Origin of the sequence: Aureimonas flava, from assembly GCF_003583935.1 — a bacterium.
In the GTDB taxonomy this organism is placed as follows: Bacteria; Pseudomonadota; Alphaproteobacteria; order Rhizobiales; family Rhizobiaceae; genus Aureimonas; species Aureimonas flava.
Genome location: NZ_QYRN01000011.1, coordinates 16,005 through 31,190, shown reverse-complemented (window position 1 = coordinate 31,190; position 15,186 = coordinate 16,005). Strand labels below are relative to the sequence as shown.

12 protein-coding genes are annotated in these 15,186 nt (G+C 69.1%); 3 read left to right on the top strand and 9 right to left on the bottom strand.

Going from position 1 to position 15,186, the window contains the following annotated elements; translation table 11 throughout:
* On the top strand, positions 1-780 hold the full coding sequence (locus tag D3218_RS17510) for a heme ABC transporter ATP-binding protein (RefSeq protein ID WP_119541375.1): 780 nt from the start codon (positions 1-3) through the stop codon (positions 778-780).
* 14 nt (positions 781-794) lie between these two features.
* Positions 795-1,847 (top strand): hemin-degrading factor, encoded by a 1,053-nt coding sequence (locus D3218_RS17505; protein WP_119541374.1) that lies wholly within the window; start codon positions 795-797, stop codon positions 1,845-1,847.
* A gap of 183 nt (positions 1,848-2,030) precedes the next feature.
* On the opposite strand, the gene D3218_RS17500 is transcribed toward D3218_RS17505, so the two are convergent.
* A complete protein-coding gene (locus tag D3218_RS17500; protein ID WP_168990587.1) occupies positions 2,031-2,912 on the bottom strand; it encodes an alpha/beta hydrolase in 882 nt (293 codons plus the stop codon).
* Positions 2,913-3,072: 160 nt separating this feature from the next.
* Here D3218_RS17500 and D3218_RS17495 point away from each other — a divergent pair, with 160 nt between their 5' ends.
* A complete protein-coding gene (locus D3218_RS17495) occupies positions 3,073-5,253 on the top strand; it encodes a TonB-dependent siderophore receptor (protein WP_119541372.1) in 2,181 nt (726 codons plus the stop codon).
* Positions 5,254-6,849: 1,596 nt separating this feature from the next.
* On the opposite strand, the gene D3218_RS17490 is transcribed toward D3218_RS17495, so the two are convergent.
* The 8 genes from D3218_RS17490 to D3218_RS17455 form a co-directional block, all read right to left on the bottom strand.
* Positions 6,850-8,238 (bottom strand): PIG-L family deacetylase, encoded by a 1,389-nt coding sequence (locus D3218_RS17490; protein ID WP_119541371.1) that lies wholly within the window; start codon positions 8,236-8,238, stop codon positions 6,850-6,852.
* Positions 8,235-9,239, bottom strand: a complete 1,005-nt coding sequence (locus tag D3218_RS17485; RefSeq protein ID WP_136625132.1) for an acyl-CoA dehydrogenase family protein — start codon at positions 9,237-9,239, stop codon at positions 8,235-8,237. Before D3218_RS17485 ends, D3218_RS17490 begins: the two co-directional genes overlap by 4 nt.
* A 349-nt stretch (positions 9,240-9,588) precedes the next feature.
* On the bottom strand, positions 9,589-9,774 hold the full coding sequence (locus tag D3218_RS17480) for a DUF3606 domain-containing protein (protein WP_119541369.1): 186 nt from the start codon (positions 9,772-9,774) through the stop codon (positions 9,589-9,591).
* Between the two features lie 256 nt (positions 9,775-10,030).
* Positions 10,031-10,471: a BLUF domain-containing protein gene (locus D3218_RS17475; RefSeq protein WP_119541368.1), complete on the bottom strand. Its 441-nt coding sequence runs from the start codon at positions 10,469-10,471 to the stop codon at positions 10,031-10,033.
* 19 nt (positions 10,472-10,490) lie between these two features.
* The gene (locus D3218_RS17470; RefSeq protein WP_245415098.1) at positions 10,491-12,110 is read right to left on the bottom strand and encodes a sensor domain-containing protein; all 1,620 of its coding nucleotides are present in this window, start codon (positions 12,108-12,110) and stop codon (positions 10,491-10,493) included.
* Between the two features lie 473 nt (positions 12,111-12,583).
* The gene (locus tag D3218_RS17465) at positions 12,584-13,333 is read right to left on the bottom strand and encodes an SDR family NAD(P)-dependent oxidoreductase (RefSeq protein WP_119541366.1); all 750 of its coding nucleotides are present in this window, start codon (positions 13,331-13,333) and stop codon (positions 12,584-12,586) included.
* 39 nt (positions 13,334-13,372) lie between these two features.
* Complete coding sequence (locus tag D3218_RS17460; RefSeq protein WP_119541365.1) at positions 13,373-14,314, bottom strand: 3-hydroxyacyl-CoA dehydrogenase; 942 nt, start codon at positions 14,312-14,314, stop codon at positions 13,373-13,375.
* Positions 14,311-15,186, bottom strand: a complete 876-nt coding sequence (locus D3218_RS17455) for an N-acyl homoserine lactonase family protein (RefSeq protein ID WP_119541364.1) — start codon at positions 15,184-15,186, stop codon at positions 14,311-14,313. Before D3218_RS17455 ends, D3218_RS17460 begins: the two co-directional genes overlap by 4 nt.

Here is a 15,186-nt window from a genome sequence, read left to right as displayed (position 1 = left end):
ATGATCACGCTCGAAGACGCCGCGGTCGGCTATCGCGCCCGCACCGCGCTGCATCCGACGTCGCTCGCCATCGCGTCCGGTACGTTCACGGTCGTCGTCGGGCCGAACGGCGCGGGAAAGTCGACGCTCCTCAAGGTGATGACGGGCGAGATCGCGCCGCAGACCGGTCGCGTGCGCCTCGACGCGGAGCCGCTCGGCGCCGTCCCGCCCCGTGCGCTCGCGCGCAGGCGGGCGGTGCTGCCGCAATCCTCCGCCCTGGCGTTCCCCTTCACCGTCGCCGAAATCGTGCGTCTCGGCCTCGAAGCCGGAGGGCGGGCGGACGGGCGGGACGCGATCGTCGCGGCGCTCGCGCGCGTCGACCTCGCCGGGTTCTCCGGCCGCACCTACCAGGAGCTTTCGGGCGGCGAGCAGCAGAGGGTGCATCTGGCCCGCGTCCTCTGCCAGATCGGCGAACCCGTCGAGAACGGCCAGCCGCACTTCCTGTTCCTGGACGAGCCGATCTCCTCGCTCGACATCCGTCACCAGATCGCCGTGCTGCGCATCGCCCGCGAGTTCGCCGACCAGGGCGGCGGCGTCCTGGCCGTCCTGCACGATCTCAACCTCGCCGCCGGCTTCGCCGACCGCATCCTCGTGCTCGCGGACGGTCGCGTCATCGGCGACGGGTCGCCGGCCGAAGTCCTGACCGATGCGCTGATCGAGCGCGCCTTCGGCCTTCCCTTGCGCGTCGGCGCCCTTCCGGCGGCCGGCATCCCCTTCATTCTGCCACAGACCGCGGCCTGATCGACGGAACCCGGATGGACACTCTCGAGACCCCGAACACACCGCCCCTTCCCTTCCATGCCTCGGCGAAGCGCCCGCGGGACCTCGCGCGCGAGCTCGGCCTCTCGGAGGCGGAACTACTCGACCGGCACGACGGACCGGAGGTAGTGCGCCTGCGACCCGACATCCGGGCGGTCGTCGAGGCCCTGCCGACACTCGGCGAGATCATGTCGCTGACGCGCAACGAGGTGGCGGTCCACGAGGTCGTCGGCCGCTTCGGGTCGATCCATCTCGATGGCGCGACGGGTCTCGTCCTCCATCCGCCGCTCGACCTGAGGCTCTTCCTCGCGCATTGGGCCAGCGTCTTCGCCGTGGATATCCCGGACGAAAAGGGCCCGCGCCGATCGCTACAGGTCTTCGACGCGGCGGGTGACGCGGTGATCAAGGTGCATCTGCGCGCCGGCTCCGACGTCACGGCGTTCGAGGCGATCCGCACCCGGTTCGCCGGCAAACCCGCGTCCCCGCTCACCGTCTGCCCCTATCCGACGACGCCTCCGGCGGAACCCGGCGATCCCAAAGCCTTCCGCGAAGATTTCGCCGCCATGCGCGACGTCCACGAGTTCGTGCCGATGCTGCGCCGCCATGGTCTGGATCGACGCGGTTCCCTGGATGCGATGGACGGGGCCCATGTCCGACCGCTCGCGCCCGGTGCCGCCACGGCGCTCCTCCACGCGGCCGGCGCCGGCGGCATCCCGATCATGTGCTTCGTCGGCAACCGCGGCTGCATCCAGATCTTCACCGGCCGGGTGACGACGATCAAGGCGATGGGCCCTTGGATCAACGTCCTCGATCCGGGCTTCGACCTGCATCTGCGCGAGGACCTCGTCGCGGAGGCCTTCGAGGTGCGCAAGCCGACCAGGGACGGCCTTCTGACGTCGGTCGAACTCTACGATGTCCGGCGCGGCTTGGTTGCCCAGTTCTTCGGCGAGCGGGCGCGCGACCGGCCGGAACCGCCGGTATGGCGCGAGCTCGTGGCATCCCTTCCCCGCGACGGAGCCGTCGATCCCCGCCTCCAGCCGAAAGATTGACGGTCGACATCGTCGCTCCGGCAACGGAGGCCGTACCGAACGGAGGCGCGGCGGCTGGTGTTCCGCCACGGCCGCTTGCGATCGCCGGCGCGGAAATCGTCAGCCGACACGGCACCTGATTCTGCGCCTACGGAGCGTTGCGCACCCGAGGCGCCCGGATAGCACGCGGCTCGGGACGCCCGCTCAGGCGACGTGGACCTGGAACGCCGTTCGCACCGCTCTCGACACGGCGATCGGCAGCATCGTCATGTGGGTCTCGCCCGGATAGACCTCGAACGACACGCGGGCGTGGGGCAGCGCCGAGAGCCGTTCGGCCATTTCCCGCGTCAACTCGAGCGTTCGGGCCGTGCGCGCGTTGGAGAGGCGTTTCTCGGTATCGTCGCGGCCATACTGGAACGGCGCGAGCGTGGCGCCCTCGTGCTCGCCTGCCGAAAGGTGGATCGCGAGCTCCCCGTTTCGGGACGCGGCCACGAAACGCCGTTCGCTGTCCAGAAGCCCCGCGTCCTCCCAGTAGATGGTCGGGCTGGCCGCCACGAAGCGCGAGAAGGCCCGGCAGCCGGAGAACAGGGCGTGCAGGGCGAAGAGGCCGCCGAACGAATGGCCGAACAGGGTACGGCGCGACGGATCGATCGGCACGAGACCGTCCAGAAAGGGAAGCGCCTCGCCTTCGACGAAATCGAGAAACCGCGTCGCGCCCCCGGTGAGGACCTGCGGCCCCCCTTCGGAGAACGGCGGGTACGAACGCCCTGGCGGGGGCGACAGGTCGAAGGAACGGCGCAGCGGGTCGTAGGCGTCCTCGGTCGGATAGCCGATCGCCGCGATGACGCCCGGTCCGACATTGGTGCCGGCCGGATAGCTCGACTGGACGCGCAGCGCATCGACCGCCGTCGCGATCATCGCATTGCCGTCGGTCATGACGAGAAGCGGCCATCCGCCCGCCGGCGCCTCGCCGAGCGGGAGGTGAACGAAGACGCGCCAAGGCTCCCCACCCCGTTCGCTCTCCAGGTCCACGAAGCGGGTTTGGGCGAGCCCGGCGGAGTGGAACGTTGTCTGGCTATACTTCAAAACCCGTGTCCTTTCTGCTGCACTCGCCCGATATCCACCGGCAGGAGAAGGCGGACGACGGCTGAATTGTGGTTTTGGAAAGGCGGAATGTTGACTCCGATTGTCAATATTTCATAGGCCGACAGACGGTTGCCTTCCTGAACCTTCGGAATCTCAAAACATGCCCTCCAGTTCGTTCGTCTTCGCGTCTCGTCGTGGTCTCCTGGGTGCCTCGTTGCTGTCCCTGTGCGTCGGCATGCCGGCCCTTGCCCAGGACTCCATCACCCTGGACACCGTGGTGGTGGAGGGCGCGGCCGGTGCCGGCGGCGAGGCAGCCGGCTCGAGCGGCGAAGGCGGGCTGCGCACGGAGGGATATGTCGGAACGGAGGCCCGCGTCGGCACCAAGACCGACACGGATCTGCGCAAGGTGCCCCAAAGCGTCGCCGTCGTGTCCGAGAAGGAACTCGAGGATCGCAAGGTCCAGACGCTGGTCGAGGCCGCCCGCTACACGGCCGGCGTTCGGGCGGGCGCCTTCGGCTTCGACCCCTCGTTCGACACGCTGTACATTCGCGGTTTCAACGTCGCCGACACGGGCTACTACCGAGACGGCCTGCGCAGCCTCGGCGGCGTGTTCTCCGTGTATCGCAACGAGCCGTACGGGCTGGAGGGCGTGACGATCCTGAAGGGTCCGAGTTCTGTGCTCTACGGCTCGTCCGCGCCCGGCGGCATCGTCAACCTCGTCACCAAGCGGCCGACCGATGTGCCGTTCCGCGAGATCGAGATGCAGATCGGCTCGCACAACCGTGCCCAGGTGGCCTTCGACGCATCCGGCCCCCTCGCGGGCAACGACAACGTCCTCTACCGCATCACCGGCCTGAAGCGGTCGGCGGGAACCGAGTATGTGGGCGCCCGCGACGACCGCGACGTGATCGCCCCGGCGCTGACCGTGCGCTCCGACGACCGCAACACGCATGTGACGATCCTCGGCGAGTTCTCCGACGTCACGACCGGCGGCGCCCGCGGCTTCCTGTCCGTCACCGATCCGGTCACCGGCTTTGCGCTGCCCACCGGCATCGAGCAGGGCGACCCGGCGCTGCGCCCCTTCGACAACAGCCAAGGCCGTATCGGTTACGAGGCCGAGCATCGCTTCAACGAGACCGTGTCGGTTCGGCAGAATCTGCGCTACCAGCGCGGCGAGGTCGATACGACCTATGTCGGAGCGGACGCCTTGAGCGCCGACGGGCGCAAGGTCCTGCGGTCCACGGGGCAGATCCTCGACGAGGGCGACGGGTTCGCGGTCGACAACCAAGTCCAGTTGAACGTCGACACGGGCCCGGTGGCGCACACCATCCTGGGTGGACTGGACTACGCACAGTCCGATACGCGGCTGCGTTACCGCTTCGGATCGGCGCCCGATCTCGACGTGGCCACCCTGAACTACGGCGCGCAGTCGATTGCCGGACCCGACGGTCCGTTCGCCTACGACGTCGAGTCCGGGCTGGAGCAGACCGGCCTCTACCTCCAGGACCAGATCGAGTACCGGAAGTTCGTCCTCACCGTCGGCGGCCGTTACGACTGGCTCGATACGGACTCCCGCAACAACCTCGTGCCCGCGTCGTCCACGGACCAGAGCGACGAGAACTTCTCGGGCCGCGTTGGCCTGTCCTACCTGTTCGACAACGGGCTCACGCCTTACGTCAGTTACTCCACCTCGTTCGCGCCGACGTCCGGTCTGTCCGCGGCGGGCCTGCCGTTCGATCCGACGGAAGGCAAGCAGACGGAAGTCGGCGTGAAGTACGCTCCCGCAGGGCTGCCCCTCACGGTGGATGCCGCGCTGTTCCGCATCCGGCAGTCGGGCCTGCTCGGACAGGATGCGAACAACGTCAACTTCAAGGTCCAGTCCGGCAAGGTGCAATCGGAGGGCTTCGAGGTCCAGGCCACCGCCTCGATCGTCGACGGCCTCAGCTTGGTCGCCTCCTACACCTATCTCGATCTCACGTTCCTCGAAGGCGACAACGCGGGCAACATCGTGACCGGCATTCCGCGCCACCAGTTCTCGCTCTGGGGGAACTACGAGGCGGTGTCCGGTCCGCTCGACGGGCTGGGCCTGGGCCTGGGCGCGCGTTTCCTCGGCACTACCGAGGGGAACGACGCCAACACGCAGCCCGAGAACAACGCACGCATCCTCATCGACGCGTCGGCCTCCTACGACTTCGGCGCGGCGGACCAGCGCCTCGAAGGCGTGCGCGCGCAGGTCAACGTCAACAACCTGTTCGACAAGCGCGATGCCCTTTGCAACAACGGCTGCTTCTATCGCGAACAGGGGCGCCAGGTGATCGGCTCGCTGCGCTACCGCTTCTGAGCACGGGAAAGCGGTGGGGGAAAGCTCCCACCGCGCCGCCTACCGGCACGCCCGGATGGTGACGCTCCTCCGATCCGTGCGCGCGGGGCGCACACCCGAACCGGCGTTCGGCGCGCGGCGGACGAGGTCCGTTCACCACGGCGCCTGAAGAGGCGGACGAGGCGCTGGCGCTCCCAGCGCCGACGACCGCCTTCGCGCCCGATCGCCTCCAGGAGCCGGGGTGATCGGGAGAGCGGCGGAGATTGCGCAGCGTGGTCCATGGGCGCCACTCGGCGAGATGCCGCATGGGAGACCGTTCCACCGTCCGAGGTCGCGAATGCCGGACAAGGCCTCGCGGCCGGGCCGTTCCGGCGTCGCTCGGTCGACGCGCTGGCGAAGGCCTCGGCGGCCGGTCGTTTCGCGACGGAAGGCGTCGTGCCGCGCCCCGGATACGACCGTCCCGTGATTCGGCCGAGCGCGGCCGCGGGAGTCGATGGCGGCGCCTCGGCGCTTCCAAACGGCGGTCCGCAGGCGTAGCTAGGGGATATCTCGTTGCGCCATTGCCCGCGAGACCCGCCGAGTGGGACATGAAGCAGCTTTCGGAGATCCTTGCCGCCCTCTCGCGGGACCTGCCCTTGCTGGCGGTTCGCCCGCAAGGCGATCCGACGCGTTTCGGCGCCGCGCCTCTCGTCGCCTGTGTTCCGGCGAGGGACGAGGAAGCGCGGATCGGTTGGTGCCTCGACGCGCTGGATGCCGAGCTCGATCCCGCCGACGCCGTGCTTCTTGCGGCCAACGGCTGCCGCGACGCCACGGTTTCGATCGCCGCCGAACGCATGCGGGCTTGGCGGCGCCCCTGGCTCCTCGTCGACTGCGACTGGAGAGCGGATACCGGCAGCGCGCCGCTTGCCCGCCGCCTCGCGCTGGATCTCGCCCACGGGCTCGCGCCCGGAGCGACCCTCCTTTCGATGGACGGGGACACGCTGGTCCTGCCCGGCTTGCGCGCGGCCTATGCGGCCGAATTCGAACGCGGCTTCGGGCTCGTATGCGGGCGCATAGGCTTTCTTCCGGACGAGGCGGCTCTCCTGGGACCGTCCGCCGACCCGGAGGGGCAAGGGCTCGTCCGCTTCTTTCGCGACGCGAGCCGAGAGCTCGCGGCGCGCATCCTGCCGGACCCCGGCAATCCATGGCCGCACCACGGCAATATCGGGGGCGCGAATTTCGCGATCTCCTCCGCGGCCTACCGCCTCGCCGGTCCGCTCCCGACGCCCGCGTCCGCCGAAGACCGGGCACTGCGTCGTCGATGCGAGGCGCTCGATATCCCGATCCGATATGCGGAAGGCCCGTGCGTCCACACATCGTGCCGCCTCGACGGCCGCGCTCGGGGCGGACTAGCGGACGAGCTTCGCCGCGATCGCCTCGAGGCCGACCCCGTCGTGGACGAGGCACTGGAGCCTGCGGAGACATTGCTTCTGCGCCTGCGTTCACGGCGCGACTTCCGCCTCGCCGCGGATGCGAAGAGCCGTTACGCCGTCCTCGCGAGCCTCCGGCTCCCCCCGGCGGATGCGTGGCGCCTCGCCATGCGAGGCGACGGCCTCGCGTGGATGGAGGCGGAAGATCTCAGCCCGCTGCTACTTCGGACCCGCCTGCGCCTGTCGGACCTCCACCGCCATCGTCCGGCGATGCAACGGGCGCTGCGGGACACGCCACCAGTTCCATCCGATAGGCCTCTGTTTCCCGCAGCCCGAGCGTCGTGACGCCGGCACCCAGCGCCGCGACGAGCAGGTCGCTCGCCGCGCGGCCGTCGAGCGGCGTGTCGGTGGCCCCGAGATAGGAGATCAGGAGGATGTGCGCACCGTCCGCGAGGCGCCCCCTCAACACGTCGCCGAAACGGATCAGCTCGACCTCGCTCAGGAAGTAGAGCACCTCGCTCAGGACCACGAGGTCGAAGCGTCCTTCGGGCACCGCGTCGGGCATCGCCCCTTCCACGAAGCGCATGTCCGCGCCCCAACCCATCGCGTTCGCCCGAGCGACGATCGCCGGGTCGCGGTCGAAGGCGATCGCTTCGCGAGCGACCCCGGCGTGCAGGATCGCGGCCGTGAGGTGCCCCTCCCCGCACCCGGCTTCCAGGAGCCGGCCGTAGCTGTGCCCCGCCAGCATCGCGACGGCGGCCGCTCGCTTGTCGCGCTCGTAGGGGGAGGAGCGCACGTGCCAGGGATCGCCGTCCGCCGCGTAGAGGCGGGCGAAGTGGTCGGGGCCGGGAACGTCGCCCGGCATGGCGAGCCAGCTCGCGGTTTCCGTCGGCTCATCCATCGCCCCGAGGAACCAGGCCGGCAGCACGAAGCCGCCCGGATCGTCCGGCACGACGTGCCCGAGCTGGCTTTCGTGACAGTTCAACGCCCGGCGCTTGGCGCCGATCGCGGTCCGCACGCGAAACGGCACCAGTCCCTCGGCCCGGAACGGGGCCTCGTCGCCCAGCCGGCGCGACCAAACCTCGTAATGGAGGATGCGCAGGTTCGGCAGACGCCGACGAACCTCCATCGCCAGCGCGGCCGCCGCGTGATGATCGGGGTGGGGATCGTCCGGATGGGGCGCCGTCAAGGCGCTCGCCCCGATCCGCTCGCAGAAGGACGCGATCTCGTCTGCCGCCGCGCCGAACCGCCCGTCGCGTCCGCTCGCGCCGTCCGGCAGTCCGAGCCGCAGCCATTCGGGGGACGGGTGACCGAGCGAGGCCATGGCGGCCTGCTGCTCCGCGACCCGTATCGCGGCGAGCCGGGTCGGCGGCACTTCGACCGAGCCGGGATGCGAGCCCTCGCCATCCGTCAGCGCGACGACCCCCACGGCGCGCCCCAGTCGGGCGGCGGCCAGGATCAGGCCCGAACAGCCGATCGTCTCATCGTCGGGATGGGGCGAGAGAACCACAAGCGCACCCGGCCCGATCAGCCGCTCGCCGCATACCTCCGGCGCTACCGCGACCCTCTTCCGCCAGTCCCCGAGCGTTCCCTTCATTCGAGCAGGTCGCGAGCCAGAACCCGCCCGTGCCCCAGCAGCACAGCGTCGGGGTTCGCCTGACGAATGTAGACGGCGAGGTCGCGCGTCAGCGCCTCGACCGGGTGGCCGATCGCGAACGATCCGAGCCCGATCGCCCGCTCCGCGAGATCGATCACCTTCATCGCAGCCGCCTCGGTTGCAAGGCGCGCATAGGCCGAATAGGCGACGACCCGGTCGATATCGGCCTTCTGCATGTCCGGGGCGCAGGTCTCCACCTGCTTCGCCGCGTCCTCCACCCAGAGCCTTGCGGTGCGCGCTTCGCGGATCGCTTCGCCGATCCGGGCCATCTGAAGCGGATGCGCGTCGCGCCCCGAGCCGAAGAGCTCGCGCGTCATCCCCGCCACGATCGCCTCGATCGCGCCGAGTTGAGCCGCAGCGCACCGCCAGATCCCGCCCACGAAGAAGGGTTCGCGCCGGTAGTCGTCGGGCTGGCCGAGAACATCCCCCGACCCGACCTCCATCCCCGTGAAATCATAGGTCCCGGACGCCGTCGCGCGCATGCCTCGATGGTCCCAGGACGACAGATCGACCCGGGTCGCATCCCCCGTGTCGAGAAGCAGGAGATGCAGCGCTCCGTCCTCGTCCACCGGAACGATGGCGAGCCCCACCGTGCCGGCACCGGACGCATAGCGTTTGGCGCCCTCCAGCCGGCGAGGCCGAACCGCCCCCTTTTCGAAGCGCAAGGGGACGAGCGCATCCGCGCCCCAGACGCCGAGCAGCCCGCCTCCTCGCACCGCCTCGAGGACGCGGGCCTGCTGCCCGGCGTCGCCGTAGAGCGCGACGAGCTGGAGCGAGTTGAGATGCCCTTCGAGAAGCCGCGCCGCCGACAGATCGCGGCCGCCGATCGCCGACAGGACCTTGAGCACTGCGGACCACGCCGCCTCGTACCGATATCCGCCGCCACGGGTCGGACAGGCGAAGCGGACGAGGACATCGCCGTCCCTCAGAATGTCGGGCACCGGCTGCAGACCACCTGGGGCACCGGGCTTGGATCCGGCAACCCGGTCGGCCGTCGGCGTCGCGAGATCAACTGCATCGTTCAAAAGGGGGACCCGTTCTCGCTGCCCGTATGGCTCAACGGCGTAACCTAGGGCGCGGCGGGACGATCGGCGCCTTCGCCCCGGCACATTCCGGGAATGGATCCGGCGCCGATGCCGGTGAGAGTCTCCAGTCGAAGGTTCCGCATCGAACCGTCAGTAGCGCGGTGCCCCCGGAACGCCGGAGGCCCTCGTCGCAGCCGAGGCGGAACGCGCCGCGCTCTTCGCCGTGCCATCCGTCATTGGATCTCGGGAAGCGAGGCGCAGTCCGTCAGGAACTCTTGTCCAGCCGTTCCTCGACCTTGCGCCGACTGTTGCCGACCTCCTTCACCGCCGCCTTCACCTCGGATTGGGATACGCCTTTCTTGTCCGCCTCGTAGCGAACCTCATGCTTCTGGTTGCCGGCGACGCGGGCTCGGTCCTGGGCACGGCCACGCGATGTCTGCTCGTTCGACATGTTGCTCTCCCCGACACGACGGTCGGGTCGCGTCATGCTCGACGTGCCCCGACCAGAGATCTTTCGGTCGAACGCGGGAAGGATTCCGAAGTTGCGGACAAGTGACCTCCGGTCATGTTTGCCGGCAATCGTTTCTCTCTGCTTCGTCCATGGCAGCCGGACGACACGGCTCGCCCCGCCGCCCAGCGGCAGGCCCGAAGAGTCAGGCCGTCGCCCCGGAAGCGGACGCCTGAACGGACGGATCTTCGAGCCCCGGCTATGCGGACGCCTCCTCTTCGAGCGTCAGGTCGCGAAGGAGCGTATGGATCTGGTCGCCACTGAGGCGGGACAGGTCGAATCCGCTGGACGCGCCGATGCCGGCGAAGCGTTCGCCGTCGGCATCGGATGCCCCGACGAAGCCCATCGCCCAGTTCGGGAAGCTGCGATGACCGATCGGGTCGAGCGCCAGCAACGAGACGTCGCCGTGCCGGTCGTCCTGCTGGATGCGTTCGAAAGCGGCCTCGACGTTCTCGAGCGGGCCTTCGAGAACCTGCGCGAAGCAGCCGGCGTTGAACAGCAGCGCCCCGGTGATCTGGTCGCGAGCATTGTTCGTCCGGCTCTTGGCCAGGATGTCGTCCACATTCGCCGCGAACGCGGCTTCATCGCCGGAGATGTGGTTCCGGCTGTAGTACACGAGGCGGTGCAGGCTCTGGTTCATCGGGAGGCTCCTCGCCGGTCTAGTCTGTAGGGGGTTGGGTCAGGAAGGCGGCGACGAGGTTCGCCGCCATGGGGCGCCCCGTCAGGTACCCTTGGACATGGGTGCAGCGCTCTTGCCGGATGCGCGCGAGTTGGTCGGCGGTCTCGACACCCTCGGCCGTGATCGCCATGCCGAGGCTCGTACCCAGACCTGCGACGGCTCGCAGGATCGCCTCGCTATCGGCGTTCGCGCAGGCGACGAAGGAGCGATCGATCTTGATCTTGTTGAAGGGAAACTTCTGGAGGTAGCTGAGGGACGAATAGCCGGTGCCGAAGTCGTCCATGGAAATCTTCACGCCGATGTCGCGAAGCGCGATCAGCGTCTTCAGGACGTTGTCGGTGTCGTCGAGCAGCGCACCCTCCGTGATCTCGATCTCGAGGCGATGGGCGGGCAGACCGGACCTCTCCAAGGCCGACGAAACGGTTTCGAGCAGCGTATCGGCCTTGAACTGAAGCGGCGAGACGTTGACCGCGACGATCATCTCGCCTGGCCAGGATGCCGCTTCGCGGCAGGCGGTCCGAAGCACCCATTCGCCGATCTTGACGATCAGGCCGTTCTCCTCGGCCAGCGAGATGAAGTCCAAGGGCGGGATGTTGCCCTTCACCGGATGCGTCCAGCGCAGGAGCGCCTCGAACCCGATACAGGTATCGCTCTTCAGATCCAGGAAGGGCTGGTAGTTCAGCTCGAACTGCTTCAGCGCGAGCGCACGGCGCAGGTCGATCTCCATCTCCCGGCGCTTGTGCAGAAGGTCGTCCATCCCCGCTTCGAACAGCCGGTATCGGCCGCGACCGGCGCGCTTCGCCTCGTAGAGCGCCAGATCGCCGTTGCGGAGCATGTCCCGGGCCTGCGCGACATCGCCTCCCAGGGCGACGCCGACGCTGACGCCGATGTTGATGGTGTGTCCGCTGAGGACGTAGGTCCGCCCGACGAGATCGACGATGCGGGACGCGAGCTTCTCGGCATCCGCGGGTTCGTCGACGCCGTGCTGGAGAACGACGAACTCGTCGCCCCCCAGTCGCCCCACCACATCGCCCTTCCGGCAGGCGTTGGTCAGACGATCGGCGACCTTCTTCAGCAGCAGGTCGCCGATCCCGTGGCCCAACGTGTCGTTGACCATCTTGAAACGGTCGAGGTCGAGGCAGTGGACCGCGACGGGGGAGCCGCCACTCTTCGCCAGTGCTCCCGCCAACTGCGCCATGAAGATGTTGCGCTTCGCGAGCCCGGTCAGATCGTCGACCTCCGCGGCGATCGTCCCGCCCTCCGGGCCGGCCGACAATCTCAGATCCACAACGAACTGACCGTCGCTGAGTGGGGTCAGCAGAGCATCGTAGCTGAGGTCACGCTTCGTGGTCAGAACCGTCGAGGACCCCTGTGTCGCGCTCATGCGCGAGAGCACGAACCCACAGAAGAGATCGCGGATGTTGAGACCGATGATCCATCCCCCGAACGAAGCCTCGGCCGCCGCGTTGGCGTAGGTCACGTTTCCCTCGGCGCTCAATGTGAGCACCGGATGGGACAGGTTCTGAAGGATACGCTCGAAGCTCGGAGCGTCCGGTGCGTTGGCCGCGGCCGGCGGCGCGGATAGGGTCGGAACGTCCACGGCAGCTTCCTCGACACGGTAAGACAGCCGAAATCTTGCATGCAAACGTTAGCGATCAAGCAGAGCGCCAAACATTTGCGCGCTAGAATACATCCTGATGACTTCGAGGGTTACCATTGCGTGAAACCGTCGCCCCAGGAGCTTCGTCACCCCACGTGATGTCGGGAAGCGGATGGACAGCGGCGAACCGGTCGCGCCGATCGGGGCGCGTCGCACGCATCCGTTCGGACGACGCCGGGCCCTGCGGAAAGACCGGCTTCGCCAAAGCGGCCGATCGCTCCCGCACCCCGCCCCCGCAGATCCCCGCCAGATGGCCCTGTGCGCGACACATGCCCCGGCATGCGTCTCGGCTGGGATGGGGGTCGGCCGGCAGAGCGCGACGAGGTCGGCAAATGGGGCCGGTCGGCGGGATCACGGGCTCGCGTCCGGAGGCCGTCGATCCTGCGCCGGAGAGCGGACGTTCCGCCGCGCGCTCAGGCGAGCGGGCGCCCGCCATCGACCGGGATCACCGCGCCGGTGGTGAAGCGCAGGACGGTCGCGGCCGCCACCACGGCGTCGGCGACCTCCCCCGGCATGCCGAGGCGGCCGAGCGGCGTCATGCGAGCCTGGGCATCGCGCCATTCGGCATCCAGCCCCTTGACGAATTCGGTGTCGACGAGCCCCGGCGACACGGAGACGACGCGGATCCTCGGCGCGAGGGCCCGAGCCAGCGACAGGGTCAAATTGTCGACGGCCGCCTTGGAGGCGCAGTAGGCGATGTTGCTGCCCATCGCGGTTCGTGCGGCGATCGAGGAGATGTTGACGACGAGCCCCTCGCCCGTGCGCTCGAGCAGCGGGCGCATGGCGCGCGTGGCGGCGATGGTGCCGCGTACGTTCACCGCGAGGATCTGGTCGATCAGCGCGTCGTCCAGCGCGTCGAGGTCGCCATGCGGAACGAAGCGCGTGGTGCCCGCGCAGTTGACCAGGATGTCGAGCCGGCCGGCCTCGGCGCGGATGCGCTCGGCGAGCGCCCCCAGCGCCGGGCTGTCGGTCACCGGCGCGGGCGCCGCGAGATGGCCCTCGCCCGGAAGCTCGGCCGCGAGCCGCTCGGCGGCGTCCACGCTCCTGTTGCAGCCGAGAACGACGCGCGCGCCGCAGCCGGCGAGGCGTCGGACGATCTCGGCTCCGATCCCGCCGGTCGCCCCGGTGACGAGGGCGACCTTGCCGTCGAGTTGCTGGTTCATGCGTTCGAGCTTTCCGGGTTTCGGGCGCGGAGCGGCAGGTCAGGAGTCCTGGGATCGCCGGTGGACGGCAAGCGCTATCAGGCGCCTGTCGCGCCACGCGCTGCGCTCGGGCAGATCCTTCAGGGGCAGCGCGCGCCGGCGCTCCTCGGCGGCACGGGCCGCGAGGTCGTCCGACCACGGATGCGGGTCCGTCCGCGAGCGGGCGATCGAATGGTAGAGCGGGCCGAGCCGACGCGCGTAGTCGTCGATGCCGCCGGGCGCGTTGAGGTCGATCGTCTCGAACGGCCCCATGAAGGACCAGCGCAGGCCGAGCCCGTGCGAGACCGTGAGGTCGATGTCGGCCGCGCTGGCATAGCCGTCCTCGAAGAGCGCCCAGGCCTCGTTCAGCAGCGCGCCCTGGAGACGGTTGAGGATGAAGCCCTCGATCTCGCGGTTGACGACGATCGGCGCCTGGCCCGTGCGCGCCATCTCCCCGCGCAGCCAGGGCAGAAGCTCGGGGTCGGTCCAGGGCGCGGGCACCAGTTCCACCAGCGGCACGAGATGCGGCGGGTTCACGGGGTGGACCACCAGGAAGCGCGCGCGGTTGCGGCATTCCTCCGTGAAGGCCGAGGCGGGAATGCCGGAGCTCGACGAGCCCACCACCGCCTCAGGCCGCATCACCGCGTCGATGGCGAGCGAGATCGCCCGCTTCGCCTCGACCCGCTCGAACACCGACTCCTGCACGTAGTCGGCCTCGCCGACCGCCTCCTCGAGGCTCGCCGCGACGCGCAGCCGCCCGAGGATCGGTTGCGGGTCCGCCACGAGCCCCGCGCCCCTCATGTCGTCGAGGCTCGCGGCGATGCGGTCGAGCACCGCGGCGCGGATCGCCTCGCTCTCGTCGAAGATCGCGACGTCGAGGCCGGCGCGGGCGAAGACGATCGCCCAACCCGAGCCGACCAGCCCCGCGCCCACGACGGCGACGCGTCGGATGGGGCCGTTCATGCCACCCACGACTTCTCTCCCTCGCCGAGCCGGATTTCGGTGATGCGCAGCCCGTCCTCGCGGATGCGCGAGGGGAAGCGCTCCTTCAGGCGCTCCTCGTGGATCGGGATGACGCGGCGCGCCTCGTAATCGACCTGCCGCATCATCTCCTCGGTGGCGAGCACGAGATTGGTCTGGCTGCCGACCGCGAGGCCGACGGGGATGTACATCGTATCGACGTCCACCACCGCGCCCGAGCCTTCGACGTTGTCGAAGCTGTAGACGAGGTCGCCCGCCAGCACCCAAGGATCGTCGCCGCCGTTGCGCACGGTCACCCACATGGAGCCGAACGTGTGGCTGTCGAAGGCGGGATGGAGATCGACGCCGGGCAGAACGTCCGCCTTGGGACCGTCCACAGTGACCAGGCGCCCCTCGCGGGCGAGCTCGACGCCGCGCACGATGTCGCTCGGGTCCAGCGCCACCGTCATCCAGCGCATGCGGTCGGGCAGGGCCATCGCCCAGACCCACTTCGCCATCTCCCGCTCCTGGACGTAGAAGGTCGCGTTGGGGAAGTCCTCGACATTGCCGAAATGGTCGAAATGGGCGTGGGTGACGAAGACCGTGTCGACGTCCCCGGGCGTCAGTCCGATGCCGCCCAGCACGTCCTTGGGCGAGCGCCAGTTCTCGACGCCGAACTTGTCGCCGAGATGCTTGCCGTAATCCTTGTCGTTGTAGCCGACGTCCACCATGGCGACCTTGCCGCCGCCCTTGATCACGGCATAGCAGTAGGGAAGCTTGGTGTAGCCCTGGTTGTGCGCACCGTAGACGATGCCGCTCTTGTGGTAGTTCGCCACGAACGCGTATTCCAGAACCCAGATCGAATAGTCGCTCAT